The following is a 22,418-nucleotide window of genomic DNA, read 5'->3' on the forward strand; positions in this document are numbered from 1 at the left end:
CAGCCGATCAACCCGCAATGGCCCAGGTGACCGCGGCGGTCAGCCCGATCAACATGACGAAGGCATAGGAATAGAGATACCCCGATTGAAGCTTGGCCGCGCCGCGCGCACCCCATTGGACCAGCCAGGCCGAGCCATTGGGTCCGAACCGATCGATCGTCTGCTCGTCACCGCGATGCCACAGCAAACGGCCGATCGCGAAGGCGGGACGCACGAAGATGAGATGGTAGAGTTCGTCGAAATACCATTTGTGCAGCAGGAACCCGTACAACACCCGGAATTGCGCCGCCATGGCGACCGGGAATTCGGTATTGCGGATATAGGCGTACCAAGCAGAGAGCAGCCCCAACAGCATCGCGATCGTCGCCGACAATTTAATCGTCACCGGCACCTCATGCATCGAATGCATCAGATGCTCGCGGAACGCGATAGCACCACGCCAGAAGCGCTCCCCGGATTCGGGTTCGATGAAATAGCCGTGGAAAACGAAGCCGGCCGCGATCGCGCCGATCGACAGGATGACCAGCGGGATCAGGATCGGCGCTGGGCTCTCATGCGGATGATAGCCGCCCGTACCCGTCGGCAGGTCATGCGCGGCCGGACCATGGACATGCGGAGCCTCGCCAGAGTCCTCGTTGATCGGGTGCGGGTTGTGCGTCTCGCCATGATCGCCGTGACCATGCGCGTCGTGCAGCGCATGCTGGATGTGTTCGGACGCAGCCCAGCGCGGCTTGCCCCAGAAGGTCAGGAACATCAGGCGCCATGAGTAGAAGCTGGTGATCGCCGCGACGAGAACGCCGACGAACCATACGCCCGGCTGCCCCGCCGCCCAGCCCGCTTCGATGATCGCATCCTTCGAATGGAAACCAGCGAAACCGATACCAAGCGGATTGCCGAATACGGCGGGAAGACCGACGCCGGTGATCGCCAGCGTACCCATCATCATCGCCCAGAACGTCACCGGAATCTCTTTCCGCAGGCCGCCATAATAGCGCATGTCCTGCTCATGGTGCATCGCATGGATCACCGAGCCGGCGCCCAGGAACAACAGCGCCTTGAAGAAGGCGTGGGTGAACAGATGGAACATGGCCGCGCCATAGGCGCCGACGCCCGCCGCGAAGAACATGTAACCAAGCTGCGAGCAGGTCGAATAGGCGATCACTCGCTTGATATCCGTCTGCACCAGCCCGCACGTCGCCGCGAACAGGCACGTCGCGGCGCCGACGAAGCGCACGACGTCGAGAGCGACAGGCGCCACCTCAAACATCGGCGACAGGCGGCACACCATGAACACGCCGGCGGTAACCATGGTCGCGGCATGGATCAGCGCCGACACCGGGGTCGGCCCCTCCATCGCATCCGGCAACCACGTGTGCAGCCCCAACTGTGCAGACTTGCCCATCGCACCGACGAACAGAAGCAGGCACAGGATAGTCATCGTATCCAGCCGATGGCCGAGAAAACCGATCGTCGATCCCGCCATGCCCGGCGCTGCCGCCAGGATATCCGGGATCGACACCGTGCCGAACACGAGGAACGTGCCGAAGATGCCCAGCATGAAGCCGAGATCACCAACGCGGTTGACCACGAACGCCTTAATCGCCGCGGCATTGGCGGTCGGTTTGCGGAACCAAAAACCGATCAGCAGGTAAGACGCCAGACCGACGCCTTCCCAGCCGAAGAACATCTGCACCAGGCTGTCCGCCGTCACCAGCATCAGCATCGCGAAGGTGAACAGGGACAGATAGGCGAAGAACCGCGGCTGATCCGGGTCCTCGCTCATATAGCCCCAGCTATAGAGATGGACGAGCGCGGAGACGCTGGTGATGACGACCAGCATCACCGCCGTCAGCGCATCGACACGCAGCGCCCAGTCGACGCTCATGTTGCCCGACACGATCCATGTCAGAACCGGCGTCACGCTGGCGGCCGAAGACCCCGACAGGAAGCCGATGAAGATCGGCCATGACAGCGCGCACGACACGAACAGCGCGCCCGTAGTCAGTAGCTTCGTCGGCAGGAAGCCAAGCGACTTGTTGCCCAGCCCCGCGATCGCCGCAGCAAGTAGCGGCAGGAAGACGATCAGAAGGATCAACCGTTTACCCCTTCATCCGGTTGACGTCGTCGACCGCGATGGTGCCGCGGCCACGGAAATAGATCACGAGAATGGCAAGTCCGATCGCTGCCTCGCCAGCGGCAACGGTCAGCACGAACATCGCGAACACCTGCCCGACGAGATCGCCGAGGTAGGACGAGAAGGCGACGAAGTTGATGTTCACCGCCAGCAGGATCAACTCGATCGCCATCAGGATGACGATCAGGTTCTTGCGGTTCACGAAGATGCCCAGCACCCCCATGGTGAACAGGATCGCCGAGACGACCAGATAATGGACCATCCCAATCACAGCTGGACCCCCTGCCCCACGGGCGGCTGGACGTTGCGCGTCGCATCCTGTGGCCGACGCGCATTCTGGCGCGCAACGTTCTGGAAACGCGAACCCGACCGTTCACGATGGGTCAGCACGATCGCTCCAATCATCGCGACGAGCAGAACGAAGCCCGCCGCCTCGAAGATGAACACATATCGCGTGTATAGCAGCGTGCCGATCGCCTGGATGTTCGGCATCGCCGGATCGACCGGCGCCACCCGGCGCGTCAGATCAATCTTGCCGGCACTCCACGCACCCACCGCGATCATCACCTCGGCCGCGAGCGCAACGGCGACGGCCAGACCGATGCCCGCATATCGCGCGACACCCGCCCGTAGTTCGGCAAAATCGATGTCGAGCATCATCACCACGAACAGGAACAGCACGGCGACCGCCCCGACGTAGACGATGACCAGCAGCATCGCGATGAACTCCGCGCCGACGAGCACCATCAGGCCCGCCGCGTTGAAGAACGCCAGGATCAGCCACATGACCGAATGCACCGGATTGCGCGACGCGATCGTCAACGCACCCGACAGGATCACCACGAAGGCGAACAGATAAAAGGCGATTGCCTGAATCACTCGGTGAGGCCCCCTTGCCTACCGCTGGAACGAACGAGGGCGCGCATTAACGGTACGGCGCGTCGGCGGCAAGGTTCGCTGCGAGCGTACGCTCCCAACGATCGCCATTATCGAGCAGCTTAGACTTGTCGTAGATCAATTCTTCCCGCGTCTCGGTCGAATACTCGTAATTCGGCCCCTCGACGATGGCATCCACCGGGCACGCTTCCTGACACAGGCCGCAATAGATGCATTTGGTCATGTCGATGTCGTACCGGGTCGTGCGACGGCTGCCGTCGTCACGCGGTTCCGCCTCGATCGTGATCGCCTGCGCCGGGCAAACCGCTTCGCACAACTTACATGCGATGCAGCGTTCCTCGCCGTTCGGATAGCGGCGCAGGGCGTGCTCGCCCCGAAAGCGCGGGCTGACCGGATTGCGCTCGTACGGATAATTGATCGTCGCCTTCGCCTTGAAGAAGTATCGCAGCGTCAGCGCGTGCGCCTTCACGAACTCCCACAGCGTAAACGACTTGATGATCTGCGCGACGCTCATGACCCGAATCCTACGCGCATCCACATCAGGACGCCCGACACGAGGAAAACCCAGAATAGCGACACGGGCAGAAAAATCTTCCAACCCAGTCGCATCAACTGATCATAGCGGTACCGTGGCACGGTCGCCTTGATCCAGCTGAACACGAAAAAGAAGAACATCATCTTGGCGAACAGCCAGATGATCCCCGGCACGGCATAGAGCGGCGCCCAGTCGAGCGGCGGCAACCAGCCGCCCCAGAACAGCGTCGCGTTCAGCACGCACATCAGGATGACGTTGGCGTATTCGCCCAACCAGTAGAGCGCAAAGCTCATCGACGAATATTCGGTCTGATATCCGGCGACCAGTTCAGATTCCGCCTCGGTCAGATCGAACGGCGCACGCTGCGTTTCGGCCAGAGACGAGATCAGGAACATGATCGCCATCGGGAACAGCAGCGGATTGAGGAAGAAGCCGTTGATCGGCGTGTTCAGCACGCCCTTCTGGGCCATCACGATGCCGCTGAGATTGAACGTACCCGACCACAACACGACCGAGATCAGGATGAACCCGATCGCGACTTCATAGCTGACCATCTGCGCAGCCGCGCGAAGGGCCGAGTAGAACGGATATTTGGAGTTTGATGCCCAGCCTGCGAGGATGATCCCGTAGACGCCCAGCGACGACGCCGCGAGCACGTACAGCAATCCGACATTGATGTCGGCCAGCACCACGCCCGCCTGGAACGGCACCACCGCCCACACGATCAACGCGACCGTGAAGGTGATAATCGGCGCGATCAGGAACAGTCCCTTGTTCGCAGCGGATGGAATGATCGTTTCCTGAAGGAAAACCTTCAGGCCGTCCGCGAACGATTGAAGTAATCCAAAGGGACCAATGACATTGGGGCCACGGCGCAACGCCATCGCCGCCCAGATCTTGCGGTCGGCATAGATGATCATCGCCACCGCCAGCATCAGCGGCAGGGCGATCGCCAATATGCCGACGATGGTCGCGATGAACCATGCCCAGCCATAGGGAAGGCCGACCGTCGTGTTGAAGAAACTTGTCACTCCGCGGCCTCCGCGAACGTCTCGCCATGGATCAGCTCGGCCGAGCAGCGCTGCATCGTCGGACTCGCCCGGCAGATTGCGTTGGTCAGATAGAAATCCTTGATCGGATAACCCTCCAGCACGCCCGACGCCTTGCCGTCGATGGCCGGCATCGCCCAGTCGAACGTCACCAGTCCCTGCTCGCGCAGCGCCGGCACTTCTGCGCACATGGCCTCGCGAACGCCCGCGAAGCTATCGAACGGCAAGGTAACGCCCATCGTATCTGACAACGCCCGGAAAATGCTCCAGTCGTCGCGCGCGTCGCCAGGCGCGAACACCGCCCGCTCACCGCGCTGGACGCGCCCTTCCAGATTGACCCAGGTGCCCGATTTCTCGGCATAGCTGACACCCGGCAACACGACGTCGGCGTGCGCCGCGCCCTTGTCGCCATGATGACCGACATAGACCTTGAACCCGCCGAAGCGGCTGAAATCAACTTCGTCCGCCCCCAGGAAGAACGTCAGCTTTGCCTGCGTCAGGTCGGCGATGCCGCCCTTCTGTGCATAGCCCAGCATCAATCCGCCCATCCGGGACGCGGCCATGTGAACGACGTTGAAGCCGTTCCAGCCTTGTCCTGAGCCCGTCGAAGCGGCGTCCTTCACCAGCCCCAGCGTTTCGACCAGCTTCAGGGCCGCGCCATGCGCACCCTTCAGCGCGGCGCCGCCGACGATGACCATCGGCTTCTTCGCGTCGGCAAAGGTCTTGACCACCGCTTCCGGCAAATCGCCCAGCACCGACAGGTCAGCGCCCAGCCATTCCAGCTTGTACGTCAGGTCCGTCTCCGGCCCGACCGCGAAGACCTTGGCGCCCTTCTTGATCGCCTTGCGAACACGCGTGTTCACCAGCGGCGCTTCCCAACGCAGATTGGTGCCGACCAGCAAGATCGCGTCGGCATCTTCGGTGCCGGCGATCGTCGTGTTGAAATTCACTGCCGCCATGGACGACGTGTCGTAATCCATGCCCGTCTGCCGGCCTTCAAGCAGATCGGAACCGAGCGCGCGGACGAGTGCCTTGGCCGCATACATCGTCTCGCAATCAACCAGATCGCCCGCGACCGCTGCAACACTGCCACCGTGATCGACCGCCGCAATCGCCGCAAACGCCTCGTCCCACGTCGCCGCGACCAGCTTGCCGTCACGCCGGACGAACGGCCGGTCGAGCCGCTGGCGTACCAGACCATCGACGGCATGGCGCGTCTTGTCCGACGCCCATTCCTCGTTCACGTCCTCGTTGATCCGCGGCACGCAGCGCAGCACCTGCCGACCACGGCTGTCGAGCCGGATGTTGGTGCCGACCGCATCCATCACGTCGATCGTCAGCGTCCGGCGCAATTCCCACGGCCGCGCTTCGTACGCGTAGGGTTTCGACGTCAACGCCCCGACCGGGCATAGATCAACCACGTTGCCGCTCAGTTCGCTCGTCACCGCCTCTTCGAGATAGCTGGTGATTTGCATGTTCTCGCCGCGATAGATCGCGCCGATCTCCTCCACGCCCGCGACTTCTTCCGCAAAGCGGATGCAGCGCGTGCACTGGATGCAGCGGGTCATGATCGTCTTCACGATCGGACCCATATATTTCTCGGTCACCGCACGCTTGTTCTCGTCGTACCGCGACGCGCCGCGGCCATAGGCTACCGACTGATCCTGCAGATCGCACTCGCCGCCCTGATCGCAGATCGGGCAGTCGAGCGGATGGTTGATGAGCAGGAATTCCATGATGCCCTCACGGGCATGCTTGACCATCGGCGAAGTCGTGAAGACTTCCTGATTGTCCGCCGCCGGCAGGGCGCAGGATGCCTGCGGCTTGGGCGGCCCGGGCTTCACCTCGACCAGGCACATGCGGCAATTGCCGGCGATCGACAGGCGTTCGTGATAGCAGAAACGCGGGATTTCCTTCCCCGCCGCTTCGCATGCCTGAAGGACCGTGGCGCCGGCCGGCACCTCGACCTCGATCCCGTCTACTTTCAGCTTGGGCATTATTCGGCAGCTTCCTGCATGGGGGACAGATCGCCGCCCCTAACGTTGCTGTGCTCGTTGATCCGGCGCTCCAGTTCGGGCCGGAAATGTTTGATAAGCCCCTGGATGGGCCACGCCGCGGCATCGCCCAGTGCGCAGATCGAGTGACCCTCGACCTGCTTGGTCACCTGCTGCAGCATATCGATCTCGGACAGGTCGGCGGCGCCGGTGCGCAGCCGCTCCATCACGCGCCACATCCAGCCGGTGCCCTCACGGCACGGCGTGCACTGGCCGCAGCTCTCATGCTTGTAGAAATAGCTGATGCGGCTGATCGCGCGGACGATGTCGGTCGATTTGTCCATGACGATGATCGCCGCCGTGCCGAGACCCGATCCGACTGCCTTCAGCCCATCGAAATCCATCGCGCAGTCCATGATCTGCGCGGCCGGCACCAGCGGCACCGACGATCCACCGGGGATCACCGCCAGCAGATTATCCCAGCCGCCGCGAATGCCGCCGCAATGCGTCTCGATCAATTCGCGGAACGAGATCGACATCGCCTCTTCGACCACGCACGGTTTGTTTACATGGCCGCTGATCTGGAACAGCTTGGTGCCGCGATTATTCTCCGCGCCGAAGCTGGAAAACCACTCGGCCCCGCGCCGCAGAATCGTCGGGGTGACCGCGATCGATTCCACGTTGTTGACCGTCGTTGGGCAACCATACAGCCCGGCACCGGCCGGGAATGGCGGCTTCAGTCGCGGCTGGCCTTTCTTGCCTTCCAGCGACTCGAGCATCGCGGTCTCTTCGCCACAGATATACGCGCCCGCGCCGCGATGGACGAACACGTCGAAGTCATAGCCCGAACCGCAGGCGTTCTTGCCGATCAGCCCAGCGTCGTACGCTTCGGCCACGGCCGCGAACAGCGTTTCGGCCTCACGGATATACTCGCCGCGGATGTAGATATAGGCCGCCCGCGCGCGCATCGCGAAGCCCGCGACCAGCGCACCCTCGATCAGCTTATGCGGATCGTGGCGGATGATCTCGCGATCCTTGCAACTTCCGGGCTCGGACTCGTCGGCGTTGATGACCAGGAAGTTCGGCCGTTCCGCCTTCGGTTCCTTGGGCATGAACGACCATTTCGTGCCGGTCGGAAAGCCCGCCCCGCCACGGCCGCGCAGACCCGACGCCTTGACGACGTCGATGATCTTGTCGTTGCCGAGTTCCAGCAACGCCTTCGTATTGTCCCAGTCACCGCGCGCACGCGCCGCGTCCAGCTTCCAGGACTGGAAACCATAGACGTTGGTGAAGATGCGATCCTTATCGGCGAGCATTACGCCCACTCCCCCCGGTAATCGTGGTTCGCATCGACCATCTCGCGCAGCGACGTCGGGCCGCCCTCGGGGCAGCTCGCGCGCCGGCCGATCGTCGAGCCCGGTTCCGGATGCTCGCCATTGGCCAGCGCCTCCAGCACCGCGACGGTACGGTCGTAATCGAGGTCTTCGTAATTGTCGTCATTGATCTGGACCATCGGCGCATTGGCGCAGGTGCCCAGACATTCGACTTCGGTTAGCGTGAACAGCCCGTCGGGCGTCGTGCCGCCCTTCACCAAGCCGCGGTTCTTGCACGCCGCCAGCACATCGTCGCTGCCCGCCAGCATGCACGGCGTCGTGCCACATACCTGCACGTGATAGCGCCCGACCGGCGCCAGATTGAACATCGTGTAGAAAGTCGCGACTTCGTACACGCGCATGTACGGCACGCCGATGGCGCGGGCGACGAATTCGATCACCGGCACCGGCAACCAGCCCTGCGTCTGTGTTTCCGCGCCGACCTGACGCTGCGCCAGATCCAGGAACGGGATGGATGCCGACTGCTCACGACCCTTAGGGTAGCGACCGAGAATCTCGTTCGCCTTGCGCTGGTTTTCCTCGTTCCACGCAAATGCGCCCCAGCGCGCGCGGGTCTGGGCCTCGTCGGGGATATGAACGGCGTCAGCCATCAGCGATCACACTCACCAAAAACGATATCCATCGCGCCCAGGATGGCGGTCGTATCCGCCAGCATGTGGCCGCGGCTCATGAAGTCCATCGCCTGCAGATGTGAGAAGGCGGTCGGCCGGATCTTGCAGCGATACGGTTTGTTCGTGCCGTCGGCGACCAGGAACACGCCGAACTCACCCTTGGGGCTTTCGGTCGCGACATATACTTCGCCGGCCGGGACGTGGAATCCCTCAGTATACAGCTTGAAGTGATGGATCAGCGCTTCCATCGACCGCTTCATCTCGGCACGCTTGGGCGGTACCACCTTGCGATCGTCGCTGGCGATCGGCCCCTCAGGCATGTCGCGCAGGCACTGCTTCATGATCCGCGCCGACTGGCGAACCTCTTCCACGCGCACCATGAACCGATCATAGCAATCACCACGTGTGCCGACGGGAATGTCGAATTCCATCTTGGCATAGACGTCGTAGGGCTGCGACTTGCGCAGATCCCACGGGATACCCGATCCACGGATCATAGGCCCCGAAAAGCCCCAGGCGATCGCATCCTCACGGCTGACCGTCGCGATATCGACGTTGCGCTGCTTGAAGATGCGGTTGTCGGCAACGAGGCTGATCGCGTCCTCGAACAGACGCGGCAAACGCGTGTCGAGCCAGTCGCCGATATCCGTCAGCAGCTTCAGCGGCACATCCTGATGGACGCCACCCGGCCGCAGGTAATTGTGGTGCATCCGCGCGCCCGACATGCGCTCGAAAAAGTTCATGCAGTCTTCGCGGATTTCGAACAACCACAGGTTCGGCGTCATCGCGCCGACGTCCATCACATGGCTGCCGAGATTGAGCATGTGGTTGGAGATGCGCGTCAGTTCGGCGAAGAACACGCGCAGATACTGCGCACGCTCCGGCACCTCCAGATCGAGCAGCTTCTCGATCGCCAGCACGAAGCTGTGCTCCATGCACAGTGGCGAGCAGTAATCGAGCCGGTCGAAATACGGCAGAGCCTGCATGTACGTCTTGTATTCGATCAGCTTTTCGGTGCCGCGGTGGAGCAGGCCGATATGCGGATCGATTCGCTCGACGATCTCGCCGTCAAGCTCCATGACAAGCCGCAACACGCCGTGCGCCGCCGGATGCTGGGGACCGAAGTTGATCGTGTAGTTCTGGATCGTCACATCGCCAGTCGTCGGATCGGACGGCGTGGTCTGGCCCAGCATCTGGTCGACGTGCGGATCTATGGTCGTCGTCACGGGCGCCATGGCGGGAGCGTCACTCACTGATTCTGCCCTCCCTTCGAGGGAACGACATCGGGATTGGCCGGCTCGGGCTTCGCATCGGGATTGGCCGCACCATTACCTGTATCGGCGGTGCTTTCCGCCGTGGTCTTGGCATAGGGTTCGCTCGATGCCTTGGGCGTCTGCGACTGGCTCTGCACCGCGTCCGCCTTGACGATCGTGTCGGCCGACAACGGCGTCTGCGCCCCCTTGGCCTGTGGCAGCACGGCCTTCTCATCCCCCGGCAACGTGTAACCGGCGCCCTCCCATGGGCTGAGAAAGTCGAACGTCCGGAAATCCTGTGCCAGCGACACCGGCTGATACACCACGCGCTTTTCCTCCTCGGAATAGCGCAGTTCGGTATAGCCCGTCATCGGGAAGTCCTTGCGCAGCGGATGGCCGCGGAAGCCGTAATCGGTCAGGATACGACGAAGGTCCTGGTTGCCGGAGAACAGCACACCGTAGAGATCATAAACCTCGCGCTCCAACCACCCGGCGACCGGCCACAGACCGGTGACGGAGGGGATCGCGTGTTCCTCATCGGTCGCGACATGCACCTGCAACCGGTGGTTTCGGGTCAACGACAACAGATTGTAGACGACATCGAACCGCTCGGGCCGCTGCGGATAATCGACGCCGGCGATCTCCATCAACTGCTGGTATTCCAGCCCCGGCGTATCGCGCAACGCGCGCATCGCCTCGACCAGTCCATCGCGGTGGACGTACAGTTGCACCTCGCCGACCCGCGCCCGCGCATCGACCAGCGACGCGCCGATCACATCACGCGCCATGTCGATCGTCGCATCGTTCAGATCGGCAGCATAGGCCGGAGCAGGCGCCCTCACCGTTCGATGCTCCCACTGCGGCGGATCTTCCGCTGCAACTGCATGATGCCGTACAGCAACGCCTCGGCGGTCGGCGGGCAGCCGGGCACATAGATGTCAACCGGCACGATGCGATCACACCCGCGCACCACCGAATAACTGTAGTGGTAATAGCCACCGCCATTGGCGCAGCTACCCATCGAGATCACGTATTTCGGCTCCGACATCTGGTCGTAGACGCGGCGGAGTGCCGGGGCCATCTTGTTGCAAAGCGTACCGGCGACGATCATCACGTCGGACTGACGCGGCGATGCACGCGGCGCCGCACCGAAGCGTTCCAGATCGTATCGCGGCATGTTGACGTGGATCATCTCGACCGCGCAGCACGCGAGGCCGAACGTCATCCACCACAGGCTGCCCGTACGAGCCCACTGAAACAGTTCCTCGGTCGACGTGACCAGGAAACCCTTGTCCGTCAGCTCGCCGTTCAGGCTATCGAAGAATCCCCGATCGGGAGCGACCAGACTGCTGGCGCCCGCCGCGACCGGCAATTCGACCGGACCGGAGTGCATATCGATTACTCCCAATCCAACGCTCCCTTCTTCCACGCATAGACGAGGCCGAGGGCCAGCTCGCCGATAAAGATCATCATCGAAATCCATGCCGTCCAGCCGATGCTGAACACGCTAACGGCCCAAGGATAGATGAAGGCCGCTTCCAGATCGAAGATGATGAACAGGATCGCGACCAGATAGAAGCGCACGTCATACTGGCTGCGCGGGTCCTCGAACGCCGGGAACCCGCATTCATATTCAGCGAGCTTCTGCTCGTTGGGCTTGTGAGAGCCCGTGAGCCGCCCGACGGCCATCGGCAGGAACACGAACGCGCTTGAAAGCAGGATCGCGACGCCCAGGAACAGTAGGATCGGCAGATATTGCGACAGGTCGACCAATGGGTTTCTCGCAAGTGCGAACGGATGCAGACGGCTTTAGGCCGGTCGGGATGACCGGGCAAGGCATCGAAAGCGTGAGAATAACTCGCAATTAGGGCGATGTTATCCTGAGTTGTGATCAGGACAGCAAAGCTGCCCTCCCATCGCTCTAACGCAGCGAGCCGGCGACCAGCTTGTGGAGTTTCGAATGCAGGGCGTCGTTCGCGGCGAGGAACTCGTTGCGCTCCAGCGGCCGGTCGCCGCCACGATAATCGCTGACGAAACCGCCGGCTTCCTTCACCAACAGCATTCCGGCCGCCACATCCCATGGCTGCAGGTCCGATTCCCAGAAGCCGTCGAATCGGCCCGCCGCCACCCACGCCAGATCGAGTGCCGCCGCCCCCAGCCGGCGGATGCCCGCTACCTGCGGTGCTACCGCGCCGAAGATGCGGCTCCACTGCGCGAAGTCGCCATGACCCATGAAAGGGATGCCGGTGGCGATCAGCGCTTCCGACAGATCGCGCCGCGACGACACCCGCAACCGCTGATCGGTGTTCCAGGCACCCCGGCCCTTCTCGGCCCAGAAGCTCTCATCGGTCAGCGGCTGATAGACGAGCGCGGTCGTGATCTCGCGCTTGCCGTTCGGCATCGGCTCCTCGACCGCGATCGAGATGCAGAAATGCGGGATGCCATGGAGGAAGTTCGACGTGCCATCCAGCGGATCGACGATGAAGCGCGGCTTGTCGGGATCGCCCGCCACCTCATCGCGCTCCTCCATCAGAAAACCCCAGTCGGGCCGCGCCCGCGACAGTTCCTCATAGATCGTCTGCTCGGCGCGCTGGTCGGCCTGGCTGACGAAATCGGCCGGTCCCTTGCGGCTGACCTGCAACTGCTGGACCTCGTTGAAGTCACGGCGCAGGCGCGGCGCCGCCTTGCGGGCGGCGCGCTCGATGATGGTGAAGAGGCCGGAATGGGATGGCATTCGAATTCTCCCCCCTCCCGCTTGCGGGAGGGGATGGGGGTGGGGAGTGCCGTCAGGCGCCGCGGGCAAAGCCCGCGTCGTCAGTCGAGCTGCGCTCGCTGGCCGGGCGGCGGATAGTGCGGATAGCTACGCTATCCGTCTCAATCCGCACGCCGGACATAAGTCTGCTCATACACATCGACGACGATCCGTGTGCCCGCACCGATATGCGGCGGCACCATGATGCGGACGCCGTTGTCGAGGATCGCGGGCTTGTAGCTCGACGAGGCGGTCTGCCCCTTCACCACGGCGTCGGCCTCGACGATGGTCGCCTCGATGGTAGAGGGCAGTTCGACCGAGATCGGCCGTTCGTCGTACAGTTCCAGCACCACGTCCATGCCATCCTGCAGGAACGCCGCGGCGTCGCCCAGGATGCCCGCATCCAGCGTGATCTGCTCGTAATTGTCCTTGTCCATGAAGGTCAGCGCTTCGCCGTCCTTGAACAGGAACTGGAAATCCTTGGTGTTGAGGCGCACGCGTTCCACCGTCTCGGCGGAACGGAAGCGGACGTTGTTCTTGCGGCCGTCGATCAGGTTCTTCATCTCGACCTGCATGTACGCGCCACCCTTGCCCGGCTGCGTGTGCTGGATCTTCACCGCGCGCCAGATGCCGCCTTCATACTCGATGATGTTGCCGGGACGGATGTCCACGCCGCTGATCTTCATGACTGTACCTGCTGGAAAGAGCGAGCGGGCGACTTAGCGGCGCGCGGCCGTTCCGGCAAGCAGGGGGTATGGATTCACGTCCTCCCCCTGCCACCATCCCTCGCCGCCGTGCATCCGCTGGACGCCAAAATGAAGGTGATAATTGCCCGGCCCCGCATCGCCGGTGTCACCGACATAGGCGATCTGTTCGCCCGCTTTCACCACCTGTCCCTCGTGCAGACCGGGAGCATAGCCGGCCAGATGCGCATAGTAATGGATCCAGTGACCGTCGGCGGATCGGATATAGATCGTGGTACCGCCCAGATCGCTCTGGAACAGCTTTTCGACCCTTCCGTCCGCCGCCGCCACCACCGGCGTACCACGGGGCGCCATGATGTCGGTTCCACGATGCCCCCGCGTTCCGCCACCGCGTGCATCGCCCCAACTGTCGGTCACCGCATCGCGGGCCACCCCGGCCACCGGCATCACCAGCACGCCCGGCGAGGCGCGACCGAACGAGGGCAAAGCCTGTCTCACCCGATCGCGAAAACCTCCTTCGGGCGCGGACGAGAACGACAGCACGGACAGGAACAGGCTCACCGCAACCAGAATGACGGTCAGGATGGTCCAGCCCAGCTTCGTCATCGCCTTATTCCTGGAAGACCACCGGCGTACCGGGCTTCACCATCACCGACAGCCGGGCCGCGTTCCAGTTCGCCAGCCGCACGCAGCCATGGCTCTCCGTCCGGCCGATCAGCGCCGGCTCCGGCGTGCCGTGGATGCCGTAATGATCCTTCGACAGATCGAGCCACACCACGCCGACCGGGCCATTCGGTCCCGGCGGCAGCATCGCCTTGGTATCGTCTTTGCTGGCATCCCAGAACAGATCCGGGTTGAAGTGAAACTTCGGGTTATAGTCGGCGCCCTTGATCGTCCAGTTGCCGATCGGCAGCGGATCGTGCTTCGATCCGGTCGTCACCTGGAACTGCGCGACCAGCTTGTCCGCCTTGTCATAGACGCGCAGCACCTTGTCGGATTTGTCGACCACGACCTTCGCCGCCTCGGGCTGTACCGCGTCGACGTTCAGGCTGCTCAGCGTCGCCCGCCATTCGTCGGTGCGTTCGGGGTCATAGGCCCGGCTGGAGGGCAGGACGTTGGGGAACACGACTTCACTGCCCGGCCGCAGCATCGTCTGCGGGCTGTTCAGTTCCATCAAGACGGCGGGCGTGGTGTGGAACATCTCCGCCAGCTTTTCCATCGGGCTGCGATAATAGAGGCCCGGTAGCTTCGCCTGTTCGTCCTCGCCCTTAGGGATCGGGTTCAGATACGGGCCGGCTAGCACGCGGGCGTTGAGCGTCAGGGTCTTCGTCGCTTCCGTACCCCAATAGGGGCGCAGCGCCTGCATCGTCACCGCGTCCGGCTTGCCGGTCAGCGGCAGGCCGCGGCTTTCCTGAAACCCCTTGATCGCGGCGGTCAGCGACATGCCGGGCCGGCCGTCCAGCACCCCCGGCGAAAAGCCGAGCCGGTCGAGCACCACCTGCATCTTCAACAGGTCGCGGTCGAGCCGCGCCGTCCGGCTCGCCGGGGTCTGGGCCGATGCGGCGACCGGCACCACGACGCTGGCGGCGAGGATCAGGGAAAGAAGACGCATGGGCACTCCGATCAGAACTGTTACGCTATCGGATCAAACGTACGCGCCCTCGCTTTGGCTCCGCCCCTCAATCGCGTTTCAGCATCGTCGCAAAAGCCCGCACCGCCGCCGCCTCGTCACCGCCCCACACCGAGCCGGATGCCGCGATGAAGTCGGCCCCTGCCTGCACCAGTGGCAGCGCATTCTGCGGCGTGATGCCGCCGATCGCCACACCCGGAATCTCGAACACCGTCGCCCACCAGCTGAGGATCACCGGGTCGGGATGGTGCTTCACCTCCTTGGTCGTCGTCGGATAGAAACTACCGAACGCCACGTAATCGGCGCCCGCCTCACCCGCCTCCATCGCCAGATGACGGCTGTCGTGACAAGTCACGCCGATCTGCGCCGTCGGCCCGAGCGCGTCGCGCGCCTCGCGCGGGTCGCCGTCGTCCTGCCCCAGATGCACGCCGTCCGCGCCCAGCCGCTTGGCCAGCCCGATCGAGTCGTTGACGATGAACGCCACGTCGCGATCGTTGCAGATGCGCAGCAGCGGTTCGGCGAGCCGTGCCGCCTCATGCTGGTCGATGTCTTTCACCCGGAACTGGAACGCCGCCACCGGCCCGGCGTCGAGCGCCCGCGCCAGCCGATCGGGAAAGGCGCCGCCGACATCGAGCGGCGACACCAGATAGAGCTGGCAGGGCGGTCGCCGGTCGTGGCGGCGGAAGGAGGCCGCGAAATCGGGATCGAGCGGGCCGAGAGGGTCGTCAGTCATGCGCCCCCTGTAGCCACACCCTTGCCGTGGCGGAAGCCGTCACTCCCCGCCCCGTCACTCCTCGCCCTTATAGATCGCGACCAGCTTGGCGAGCATCGCCAGGGCATCCTCGCGGCTGCGCTGGAAGGTGTTGCGACCGATGATCGATCCGTTGCCGCCGCCGGCGAGGATGTCGCGGGCATCCTGATACACCGCATCCGTGCCCTTGGCCGCGCCGCCGGAGAACACCACGATCCGCCGGCCGGCGAAGCTGGACTGCACGACATGTTTCACGCGGTCCGCCTGATTCGACCAGTCGGTCCCCTCATAGCTCTTCTGCGCTTCCTTCTGTTCGATATGGTCGCTCGGCAGCTTCACCTTGATGATGTGCGCGCCCAGCAGCGCGGCCATGTGGGCGGCATAGGCGCCGACATCCAGCGCCAGCTCGCCATCCTTCGACAGGTCGCCGCCGCGCGGATAGCTCCAGATCACCGTCGCCAGCCCCGCCGCCGCCGCTTCCTCGCGCAGGGCGCGGATCTGTTCGATCGACTGGAAGATGCCGTCCGACCCCGGATAGATGGTGAAGCCGATGGCGGCACAACCCAGCCGCAACGCATCCTCGACGCTGCCGGTCTGGGCCTGGGTGATCGAGGTCGCCCAGCTGTTCGAGCTGTTCAGTTTCAGGATCGTGGGAATCTGGCCGGCGAAGGTCTCCGACCCTGCCTCCAGCGCGCCGAGCGGTGCGGCATAGGCGCTGAGGCCGGCATCGATCGCCATCTGGTAGTGATAGTGCGGGTCATAGGCCGGCGGATTGATCGCGAACGACCGCGCCGGGCCATGTTCGAACCCCTGATCTACCGGCAGGATCACCAGCTTGCCCGTGCCGCCCAGCTTGCCGTGCATCAGGATGCGGGCAAGGTTGGCCTTCACCGCCGGGCTGGTGCCTTCGTACTTGTCGAGAATGGACTTCACGATCGGGGTCATCATCGTCTCCTGCCGAAATTCGAATAGGGGGTCAGAGGGCCAGCCAGCGCCGGAGCGCCTGATCGACCTGCTCCATGCGCGTCGCGGAGGCGTGGCCGATCACGCCGGTGATCCGCTCGCGCCGGACCGAGGTGATGCGATCGACCTGCACCTCGCACTCCACCGTCAGGCCGGTATGCTCCTGCGGCGAGATCGCGACCCGGAACAATGCCTCGCCGCCGACGACGTTGGTGAGCGGACACAGCGTCACCGTGCTATGCGCGGCGTTGAACAGGTCCGCCTGCACCACGACGGCGGCACGGCCGGGCGATGCGTCCGGTTGGTCAATGCCGGGTCCGGCGATCATGACGATCGCGCCATGGACTATTTCCATGCCGCATCCTTCGCCTCGATCGTTTCCCAAAAGGCATAATCATCCGCCACGTCGCGTTTCGACGCGCGCAGCGACTGGCGGCGGGCCTCGCGACGATAGGCCTCGTCGTAGAGGTCTACGTACCGGCGGACCGCTTCGCGCGCGAGATCGCTTTTGCTGCGACCCTGCGTGCGGGCCACCGCCGCGAGCCGCGCTTCCAGTTCGCTATCGAGCCTGACGCCAAGCAATCGCACCTCCGTTTAACATGTTAAACATACGCTCGCCGTTCCGCATGTTCAACCCCGCATCCAGAATATCGATCGCGTGGAAAGTCCCGAAAGTCACACCCTCCACGCGTGCGCGATCGTGCACGCGTGCGCGAAGGGGCGGGATATGAGGCTTTGGGGCGGTGATTTGTGGGTATCGGTCATGGCCCCGGAATACGGGCGCGGGGGCGTGTAGGACATCCCTACACGGTTAGCAGATTCGGAAGGAAAGAAGGGATGTTCGCGCGGAGGCGCGGAGACGCGGAGTGATTAAGGTCGCGATCGGGGCGCGGGATCGCTATCCGGCGGTCGTGGTGATTATCGAAGGAGCTTTAGATATAAAGCCTTGGTCGTCATTGCGAGCGTAGCGAAGCAACCCAGAGTCCCGCGTGCGGCGCTGGATTGCTTCGCTACGCTCGCAACGACGGATATCGGTCGGTCTTTAACGACGGTTTGGTCGAGGCCATCACATCAAAATCGCGCGCAGCGCTGCGATTCTCGTTCTTCTTCTCCGCGTCTCCGCGCCTCCGCGCGAACCATTTCACACATCGGCCAAGTAGCGATCCACGGCAGACACAGAAACGCCGCCGGCCCAAACGAACCGGCGGCGTTTTGCAAATCACCGCATCAGGGCGGCGACGCCGGGCAGGTCCTTGCCCTCCATCCATTCCAGGAACGCGCCGCCGGCGGTGGAGACGAAGGTGAACGAACCCGCCACGCCCGCCTGGTTGAGCGCCGCGACGGTATCGCCGCCGCCGGCCACCGAAACGAGGCTGCCGTCGCCGGTCAGCGCGGCGGCGGTGCGGGCCAGGGCGACGGTCGCCATGTCGAACGGCGGCGTTTCGAACGCGCCGAGCGGGCCGTTCCACACCAATGTGCGGCAGTTCTTCAGCACATCGCCCAGCGATTCGACCGCGGCCGGGCCGACGTCGAGGATCATCTCGTCCGCCGCGACCTCGTGCACGTTGACGGTGCGGGTCGCGGGGTTCGGTTTGAACTCCTTCGCGACGACGACATCGTACGGCAGATGCACGGTGCAGTTGGCGCGATCCGCCGCGTCGAGGATTTCCTCGGCGGTGCTGGCGAGGTCGTGCTCGCAGAGACTCTTGCCCACATCGACGCCGCGCGCGGCGAGGAAGGTGTTGGCCATGCCGCCGCCGATGATGAGGTGATCGACCCTGGTCACCAGGTGCTTCAGCACGTCGAGCTTGCTGGACACCTTGGCACCGCCGACGACCGCCGCGACGGGGTGTTCGGGCTTGCCCAGCGCCTTTTCCAGCGCATCGAGTTCCGCCTCCATCGCCCGCCCGGCAAAGGCCGGCAGCCTGTGCGCCAGCCCTTCCGTCGAGGCATGGGCGCGGTGCGCGGCGGAGAAGGCGTCGTTGACGTACAGATCGCCCAGCGCGGCGAAGCGGTCGATCACCGCCGGATCGTTCTTTTCCTCGCCGCCGAAGAAGCGGGTGTTCTCCAGCACGGCGATATCCCCCGGCTGCAGCGTGGCGACGGCGGCGGCATCGCCCTCCCAATCGATATAGCGCACCGGGCGGCCCAGCACGCCCTCATACGCCTTGGTGATCCGGGCGAGCGACATGTCGGCGCTCGGTACGCCCTTGGGCCGTCCGAAATGCGCCAGCACCAGCACGATCGCGCCGCGATCGGCGAGTTCCAGCACGGTCGGCACGGTCGCGCGCAACCGGGTATCGTCGGTGACGGCGCCATCGGCCATCGGGACGTTAAGATCCTCGCGCACCAGCACGCGCTTGCCCTGCACGTCGCCCATATCGTCCAGCGTCTTGAATGGCTTGCTCATGATGTCTCGATCCTGATGATATCGCCGACGACGATCGTCCCGCCGGCCAGAACGCGTGAGCAGGCGCCGCCGCGCCAGTCGGGTGACAGCGCCGCGAAGAGGCCGGGCGCCAATGCCTCCATCCGGTGGCACGGTTCGGTATCGCGCGTCACCTCCAGCATCACGTCCGCGCCGATGCGCAGCCGCGTGCCCGGCACCTGCGGCAGATCGAACCCCTCGACCAGCAGGTTGGCGCGACGTTCCCACCAGGGAAGGTCGCGCGCCACCTCGGCCATCGCCGCGTCCCAGTCGATCCGTTCGATCAGCGTCACCTGACGCCGGCCATAGCCGCCGGGCTTGCGCACACCGCGATGATCGCCGGCGATGCCGCCGTCCAGCGACACCTCCGCCCGGTCGATCGTCTCCATCGGGCCCTTGGCGCGCCCGTGACGGGCGATGCCGGCGATCACGCCTGCCATGTCAGCCGCTTACAGGAACGAGGCCATGACCTTCGCGGTATCGACCATGCGGTTCGAGAAGCCCCATTCATTGTCGTACCAACTGACGACGCGGACCAGCTTGCCGTCGAGCACCGCGGTCTCCAGGCTGTCGATGGTCGAGGATTGCGGCGTGTGCTGGATATCGATCGAGACCAACGGTTCGTCGGTATAGACCAGCACGCCGACCAGCGGGCCGCTCTCGGCCGCCGCCTTCAGGATAGCGTTCACCTCGTCGCGCGTCGTGTCGCGCTTCGGCGTGAAGGTCAGGTCGATCAGGCTGCCATCCGGCACCGGCACGCGGATTGCCGATCCGTCCAGCCGGCCCTTCAGTTCGGGCAGCACCTCGCCCACCGCGCGCGCCGCGCCGGTGGTGGTCGGGATCATCGACATCGCCGCCGCGCGCGCCCGGCGCAGGTCGGGGTGGATCTGGTCGAGGATCTTCTGGTCGTTGGTATAGGCATGGACGGTGGTCATCAGCCCGCGTTCGATCCCGATCGAATCGTTCAGCACCTTGGCGACGGGCGCCAGGCAATTGGTGGTGCACGACGCGTTCGACACGATCGTGTGATCGGCGGTCAGCTTGTCATGGTTCACGCCGAACACCACGGTCAGGTCGACATTCTTGCCGGGTGCCGAGATCAGCACCTTCTTCGCGCCCGCATCGATATGCTTCTGGCATGATACATTGTCGGTGAAGAAGCCGGTGCATTCCAGTACCAGATCGACGCCCAGTTCCTTGTGCGGCAGGTTGGCGGGATCGCGCTCGGCGGTGACGCGGATGCGCTTGCCGTCGACGACCAGATCGTTGCCCTCGGCCGATACCTCGCCCGGATATTTACCGTGGACGCTGTCGCGGCTGAACAGCCATGCGTTCGACTTGGCATCGGCCAGATCGTTGATCGCGACGAGGTCGAGCCCGCTGTCACCGCGTTCCAGGATCGCGCGCGCGACGAGGCGGCCGATACGCCCGAAACCGTTGATCGCTACCTTGACCGTCATGTGTGGCACTCCATCATGGGCGGCCGCGGATGCCGGGGCCGAGACGCAGCGGCCTTTGCGGGGGCGGCGGCGTTCCTGTCAACAGCGGCGGTCCAATATCTGGAACGTCGCAGGCCAAAGCCGGGCCGGCGCAGATCGCCGATCACAGGCGTTGCCGTGACGGTCCCTTCCGCCTAATCCGCCCGCATGACCGACACACCCCCACAGGTCGCACCGGCGGTGGAGCGCATCGACCGGGCGATCGCGCGTATCGAGGCGTCGATCGCCGCGCGCTCGGAAAGCGGCGATGCCCTTGCCCGCCGCCACGCCGCGCTGAAAGCCCGCATGGCCGAAGCGGTCGCCGCGCTCGACGACGTGATCGCGCGGGGCAGCACGCGCTGATGCCCAACGTCACGATCCAGATCGGCGGTCGTCCCCATGCCGTCGCCTGCCGCGCGGGTGAGGAAGCGCGCGTCCAGATGCTCGGCAGGATGCTCGACGACCGCTGGGCCGCCGCCGACCGTGCGTCGGGCGGGCAACCCGAACGCGCGATGCTGTTCGTGGCGCTGATGCTGGCCGATGCGCTGGACGAGGTGGAGAAGCGCCCGCCCGAAGGCGCCGCCGTCAGCGAGTCGGCGTTGCAGCGGATCGCCGATCGGCTGGAAGGATTGGCGGATGCCCTTGAGCAAGCGCCTCCGACGTCCTAGATGGGTCTTGGCGGGTTCTGCCCGGTACGAGCCTTTATTATCCCTGAGGCTATTCATCATCCAAAGGGGGCTGTCCCTGCCCGGACCCTGGTCCGACGTATATGGTCCCCACCTGACGTACCGTGCGTCAGTGGATAACCCGGCACACGGCCACGGCGGTCCCGCCACCCGCCCTTCATGATGGACAAGCGCGCCCTCCGCGCCCGGTTGCGGGCCATTCGCGACGCCGCGGCGCCGGTGTCCATGGTCGTGCCGGCTGCCTTTGCCGTGCGGCTATCGCCCGGCCTGATCGTGGCGTCGTATGTCGCGATGGGTGGCGAGGTCGATCCCACCCCCCTCGCCCGCGCCGCCGCCGATGCCGGCTGTCGCCTCGCCCTGCCGCATGTGGTGGACCGGCCGACGCCGATCCGTTTCCTCGCTGCTGGCGGTACGCTGGTCGAGGGGCCGTTCGGGTTGCGCCAGCCGGGTGTCGATGCGGCGGAACTGGCGCCCGACATCATCCTGACGCCGCTGGTCGGGTTCGACCGACGGGGCAACCGGCTGGGCCAGGGGGCGGGCCATTACGACCGTGCGTTTGCCGCCTATCCGGCGGCGTGGCGTGTGGGTATCGCCCATGCGGTGCAGGAATTGCCCTTACTCATACCCGATCCGTGGGACATTCCGCTCCACGCGATCCTCACCGAACAGGAATGGATCGTCCCATGACCCCCAGTTGGCGCAAACCCGCGGGCGTTCTCGCCATCCTCGCGCTCATCACGATCTGGGCGGTGATGATCGCCAGCATGTCGGGCATGGTAGGCGGCTGGCACTGGGCGGTGCAGGCGGTGTTCTATCTGGTGACGGGCATCGTGTGGATCACGCCGATGCGGCCGTTGCTGTCATGGATGGAGACGGGGCGCTGGCGCTGATGATTCAGGGAAGGGGTAAGCGCCATCCGTTGAGGGATGGCGCGAGTGACGGGACTTGAACCCGCGACCTCCGGCGTGACAGGCCGGCGCTCTAACCAACTGAGCTACACCCGCAGACCCTTGGGAACCGCGCTGTCGCGGCCCGTGATGGACGTCGGCTTGCCATGATTTGCTCCATCCCGTGTCAGGGGATGGCGCGAGTGACGGGACTTGAACCCGCGACCTCCGGCGTGACAGGCCGGCGCTCTAACCAACTGAGCTACACCCGC

Annotated in this window: 27 protein-coding genes and 2 tRNA genes; 4 read left to right on the forward strand and 25 right to left on the reverse strand. The window is 64.4% G+C overall.

Going from position 1 to position 22,418, the window contains the following annotated elements; translation table 11 throughout:
- Positions 1-7: 7 nt before the first annotated feature.
- The 23 genes from nuoL to gap form a co-directional block, all read right to left on the reverse strand.
- On the reverse strand, positions 8-2,095 hold the full coding sequence (nuoL, locus tag JAO74_RS05680; RefSeq protein ID WP_199035978.1) for an NADH-quinone oxidoreductase subunit L: 2,088 nt from the start codon (positions 2,093-2,095) through the stop codon (positions 8-10).
- A 4-nt stretch (positions 2,096-2,099) separates the two neighbouring features.
- Complete coding sequence (gene nuoK, locus JAO74_RS05685) at positions 2,100-2,405, reverse strand: NADH-quinone oxidoreductase subunit NuoK (RefSeq protein WP_056525761.1); 306 nt, start codon at positions 2,403-2,405, stop codon at positions 2,100-2,102.
- Positions 2,402-3,013 (reverse strand): NADH-quinone oxidoreductase subunit J, encoded by a 612-nt coding sequence (locus tag JAO74_RS05690; protein ID WP_199035980.1) that lies wholly within the window; start codon positions 3,011-3,013, stop codon positions 2,402-2,404. Before JAO74_RS05690 ends, nuoK begins: the two co-directional genes overlap by 4 nt.
- Positions 3,014-3,059: 46 nt before the next feature.
- Positions 3,060-3,545, reverse strand: coding sequence for an NADH-quinone oxidoreductase subunit NuoI (gene nuoI, locus JAO74_RS05695; protein WP_199035982.1), 486 nt, complete (start codon positions 3,543-3,545; stop codon positions 3,060-3,062).
- On the reverse strand, positions 3,542-4,597 hold the full coding sequence (gene nuoH, locus JAO74_RS05700) for an NADH-quinone oxidoreductase subunit NuoH (protein WP_199035984.1): 1,056 nt from the start codon (positions 4,595-4,597) through the stop codon (positions 3,542-3,544). Before nuoH ends, nuoI begins: the two co-directional genes overlap by 4 nt.
- The gene (gene nuoG, locus JAO74_RS05705; protein WP_199036002.1) at positions 4,594-6,612 is read right to left on the reverse strand and encodes an NADH-quinone oxidoreductase subunit NuoG; all 2,019 of its coding nucleotides are present in this window, start codon (positions 6,610-6,612) and stop codon (positions 4,594-4,596) included. Before nuoG ends, nuoH begins: the two co-directional genes overlap by 4 nt.
- Entirely contained in the window at positions 6,612-7,925 is a 1,314-nt protein-coding gene (gene nuoF, locus JAO74_RS05710) for an NADH-quinone oxidoreductase subunit NuoF (RefSeq protein WP_199036004.1), read from the reverse strand. Before nuoF ends, nuoG begins: the two co-directional genes overlap by 1 nt.
- Entirely contained in the window at positions 7,925-8,593 is a 669-nt protein-coding gene (locus JAO74_RS05715; RefSeq protein ID WP_199036006.1) for a complex I 24 kDa subunit family protein, read from the reverse strand. Before JAO74_RS05715 ends, nuoF begins: the two co-directional genes overlap by 1 nt.
- On the reverse strand, positions 8,593-9,807 hold the full coding sequence (locus JAO74_RS05720; RefSeq protein WP_233150724.1) for an NADH-quinone oxidoreductase subunit D: 1,215 nt from the start codon (positions 9,805-9,807) through the stop codon (positions 8,593-8,595). The genes JAO74_RS05715 and JAO74_RS05720 overlap by 1 nt, the downstream gene beginning before the upstream one ends.
- A 56-nt stretch (positions 9,808-9,863) precedes the next feature.
- Complete coding sequence (locus JAO74_RS05725) at positions 9,864-10,709, reverse strand: NADH-quinone oxidoreductase subunit C (protein ID WP_199036008.1); 846 nt, start codon at positions 10,707-10,709, stop codon at positions 9,864-9,866.
- The gene (locus tag JAO74_RS05730; protein WP_199036010.1) at positions 10,706-11,260 is read right to left on the reverse strand and encodes a NuoB/complex I 20 kDa subunit family protein; all 555 of its coding nucleotides are present in this window, start codon (positions 11,258-11,260) and stop codon (positions 10,706-10,708) included. The genes JAO74_RS05725 and JAO74_RS05730 overlap by 4 nt, the downstream gene beginning before the upstream one ends.
- 5 nt (positions 11,261-11,265) lie before the next feature.
- Positions 11,266-11,640, reverse strand: coding sequence for an NADH-quinone oxidoreductase subunit A (gene ndhC / locus JAO74_RS05735; RefSeq protein ID WP_199036012.1), 375 nt, complete (start codon positions 11,638-11,640; stop codon positions 11,266-11,268).
- 148 nt (positions 11,641-11,788) lie between these two features.
- Complete coding sequence (locus JAO74_RS05740; protein WP_199036014.1) at positions 11,789-12,601, reverse strand: inositol monophosphatase family protein; 813 nt, start codon at positions 12,599-12,601, stop codon at positions 11,789-11,791.
- Positions 12,602-12,741: 140 nt separating this feature from the next.
- Positions 12,742-13,305 carry an elongation factor P gene (efp, locus tag JAO74_RS05745; RefSeq protein ID WP_199036016.1) on the reverse strand — a complete coding sequence of 188 codons (564 nt, stop codon included), beginning with the start codon at positions 13,303-13,305 and terminating at the stop codon, positions 12,742-12,744.
- Between the two features lie 33 nt (positions 13,306-13,338).
- Positions 13,339-13,929, reverse strand: a complete 591-nt coding sequence (locus JAO74_RS19035) for a M23 family metallopeptidase (protein WP_199036019.1) — start codon at positions 13,927-13,929, stop codon at positions 13,339-13,341.
- 4 nt (positions 13,930-13,933) lie between these two features.
- The gene (locus tag JAO74_RS05755) at positions 13,934-14,935 is read right to left on the reverse strand and encodes a L,D-transpeptidase family protein (protein WP_199036021.1); all 1,002 of its coding nucleotides are present in this window, start codon (positions 14,933-14,935) and stop codon (positions 13,934-13,936) included.
- A 67-nt stretch (positions 14,936-15,002) separates the two neighbouring features.
- Complete coding sequence (gene thiE / locus JAO74_RS05760) at positions 15,003-15,686, reverse strand: thiamine phosphate synthase (protein ID WP_199036023.1); 684 nt, start codon at positions 15,684-15,686, stop codon at positions 15,003-15,005.
- 54 nt (positions 15,687-15,740) lie between these two features.
- A complete protein-coding gene (locus tag JAO74_RS05765; protein ID WP_199036025.1) occupies positions 15,741-16,649 on the reverse strand; it encodes a class I fructose-bisphosphate aldolase in 909 nt (302 codons plus the stop codon).
- Positions 16,650-16,680: 31 nt separating this feature from the next.
- Positions 16,681-17,022: a type II toxin-antitoxin system PemK/MazF family toxin gene (locus JAO74_RS05770; protein WP_199036027.1), complete on the reverse strand. Its 342-nt coding sequence runs from the start codon at positions 17,020-17,022 to the stop codon at positions 16,681-16,683.
- A complete protein-coding gene (locus JAO74_RS05775; protein WP_199036028.1) occupies positions 17,013-17,255 on the reverse strand; it encodes a ribbon-helix-helix protein, CopG family in 243 nt (80 codons plus the stop codon). The genes JAO74_RS05770 and JAO74_RS05775 overlap by 10 nt, the downstream gene beginning before the upstream one ends.
- Positions 17,256-17,886: 631 nt before the next feature.
- The gene (locus JAO74_RS05780; RefSeq protein WP_199036029.1) at positions 17,887-19,077 is read right to left on the reverse strand and encodes a phosphoglycerate kinase; all 1,191 of its coding nucleotides are present in this window, start codon (positions 19,075-19,077) and stop codon (positions 17,887-17,889) included.
- Positions 19,074-19,535, reverse strand: coding sequence for an MOSC domain-containing protein (locus JAO74_RS05785; protein ID WP_199036030.1), 462 nt, complete (start codon positions 19,533-19,535; stop codon positions 19,074-19,076). The genes JAO74_RS05780 and JAO74_RS05785 overlap by 4 nt, the downstream gene beginning before the upstream one ends.
- A gap of 9 nt (positions 19,536-19,544) precedes the next feature.
- Positions 19,545-20,555: a type I glyceraldehyde-3-phosphate dehydrogenase gene (gene gap, locus JAO74_RS05790; RefSeq protein WP_199036031.1), complete on the reverse strand. Its 1,011-nt coding sequence runs from the start codon at positions 20,553-20,555 to the stop codon at positions 19,545-19,547.
- 186 nt (positions 20,556-20,741) lie between these two features.
- Here gap and JAO74_RS05795 point away from each other — a divergent pair, with 186 nt between their 5' ends.
- The 4 genes from JAO74_RS05795 (at position 20,742) to JAO74_RS05810 (ending at position 22,149) form a co-directional block, all read left to right on the forward strand.
- Positions 20,742-20,936, forward strand: a complete 195-nt coding sequence (locus JAO74_RS05795) for a hypothetical protein (RefSeq protein WP_199036032.1) — start codon at positions 20,742-20,744, stop codon at positions 20,934-20,936.
- Positions 20,936-21,241 carry a cell division protein ZapA gene (locus JAO74_RS05800; protein WP_199036034.1) on the forward strand — a complete coding sequence of 102 codons (306 nt, stop codon included), beginning with the start codon at positions 20,936-20,938 and terminating at the stop codon, positions 21,239-21,241. The genes JAO74_RS05795 and JAO74_RS05800 overlap by 1 nt, the downstream gene beginning before the upstream one ends.
- Before the next feature lie 177 nt (positions 21,242-21,418).
- Positions 21,419-21,946: a 5-formyltetrahydrofolate cyclo-ligase gene (locus JAO74_RS05805; RefSeq protein WP_199036036.1), complete on the forward strand. Its 528-nt coding sequence runs from the start codon at positions 21,419-21,421 to the stop codon at positions 21,944-21,946.
- Complete coding sequence (locus JAO74_RS05810) at positions 21,943-22,149, forward strand: DUF2842 domain-containing protein (protein ID WP_199036037.1); 207 nt, start codon at positions 21,943-21,945, stop codon at positions 22,147-22,149. The genes JAO74_RS05805 and JAO74_RS05810 overlap by 4 nt, the downstream gene beginning before the upstream one ends.
- Positions 22,150-22,186: 37 nt before the next feature.
- Here JAO74_RS05810 and JAO74_RS05815 read toward each other — a convergent pair.
- Both JAO74_RS05815 and JAO74_RS05820 read right to left on the reverse strand, forming a co-directional pair.
- Positions 22,187-22,263, reverse strand: a tRNA-Asp gene (locus tag JAO74_RS05815).
- Positions 22,264-22,341: 78 nt separating this feature from the next.
- A tRNA-Asp gene (locus tag JAO74_RS05820) sits at positions 22,342-22,418 on the reverse strand.

Origin of the sequence: Sphingomonas mollis (genome assembly GCF_016427505.1) — a bacterium.
Lineage (GTDB): Bacteria > Pseudomonadota > Alphaproteobacteria > Sphingomonadales > Sphingomonadaceae > Sphingomonas > Sphingomonas mollis.

Excerpts from the sequence above, each read along its gene's own strand:
- nuoI (WP_199035982.1), bottom strand. The coding sequence starts at position 3,545 with ATGAGCGTCGCGCAGATCATCAAGTCGTTTACGCTGTGGGAGTTCGTG.
- nuoG (WP_199036002.1), bottom strand. The coding sequence starts at position 6,612 with ATGCCCAAGCTGAAAGTAGACGGGATCGAGGTCGAGGTGCCGGCCGGC.
- nuoF (WP_199036004.1), bottom strand. The coding sequence starts at position 7,925 with ATGCTCGCCGATAAGGATCGCATCTTCACCAACGTCTATGGTTTCCAG.
- JAO74_RS05715 (WP_199036006.1), bottom strand. The coding sequence starts at position 8,593 with ATGGCTGACGCCGTTCATATCCCCGACGAGGCCCAGACCCGCGCGCGC.
- JAO74_RS05720 (WP_233150724.1), bottom strand. The coding sequence starts at position 9,807 with ATGCTGGGCCAGACCACGCCGTCCGATCCGACGACTGGCGATGTGACG.
- JAO74_RS05730 (WP_199036010.1), bottom strand. The coding sequence starts at position 11,260 with ATGCACTCCGGTCCGGTCGAATTGCCGGTCGCGGCGGGCGCCAGCAGT.
- JAO74_RS05740 (WP_199036014.1), bottom strand. The coding sequence starts at position 12,601 with ATGCCATCCCATTCCGGCCTCTTCACCATCATCGAGCGCGCCGCCCGC.
- efp (WP_199036016.1), bottom strand. The coding sequence starts at position 13,305 with ATGAAGATCAGCGGCGTGGACATCCGTCCCGGCAACATCATCGAGTAT.
- JAO74_RS19035 (WP_199036019.1), bottom strand. The coding sequence starts at position 13,929 with ATGACGAAGCTGGGCTGGACCATCCTGACCGTCATTCTGGTTGCGGTG.
- JAO74_RS05755 (WP_199036021.1), bottom strand. The coding sequence starts at position 14,935 with ATGCGTCTTCTTTCCCTGATCCTCGCCGCCAGCGTCGTGGTGCCGGTC.
- thiE (WP_199036023.1), bottom strand. The coding sequence starts at position 15,686 with ATGACTGACGACCCTCTCGGCCCGCTCGATCCCGATTTCGCGGCCTCC.
- JAO74_RS05765 (WP_199036025.1), bottom strand. The coding sequence starts at position 16,649 with ATGACCCCGATCGTGAAGTCCATTCTCGACAAGTACGAAGGCACCAGC.
- JAO74_RS05770 (WP_199036027.1), bottom strand. The coding sequence starts at position 17,022 with ATGGAAATAGTCCATGGCGCGATCGTCATGATCGCCGGACCCGGCATT.
- JAO74_RS05780 (WP_199036029.1), bottom strand. The coding sequence starts at position 19,077 with ATGAGCAAGCCATTCAAGACGCTGGACGATATGGGCGACGTGCAGGGC.
- JAO74_RS05785 (WP_199036030.1), bottom strand. The coding sequence starts at position 19,535 with ATGGCAGGCGTGATCGCCGGCATCGCCCGTCACGGGCGCGCCAAGGGC.
- gap (WP_199036031.1), bottom strand. The coding sequence starts at position 20,555 with ATGACGGTCAAGGTAGCGATCAACGGTTTCGGGCGTATCGGCCGCCTC.
- JAO74_RS05795 (WP_199036032.1), top strand. The coding sequence starts at position 20,742 with ATGACCGACACACCCCCACAGGTCGCACCGGCGGTGGAGCGCATCGAC.
- JAO74_RS05800 (WP_199036034.1), top strand. The coding sequence starts at position 20,936 with ATGCCCAACGTCACGATCCAGATCGGCGGTCGTCCCCATGCCGTCGCC.
- JAO74_RS05805 (WP_199036036.1), top strand. The coding sequence starts at position 21,419 with ATGATGGACAAGCGCGCCCTCCGCGCCCGGTTGCGGGCCATTCGCGAC.
- JAO74_RS05810 (WP_199036037.1), top strand. The coding sequence starts at position 21,943 with ATGACCCCCAGTTGGCGCAAACCCGCGGGCGTTCTCGCCATCCTCGCG.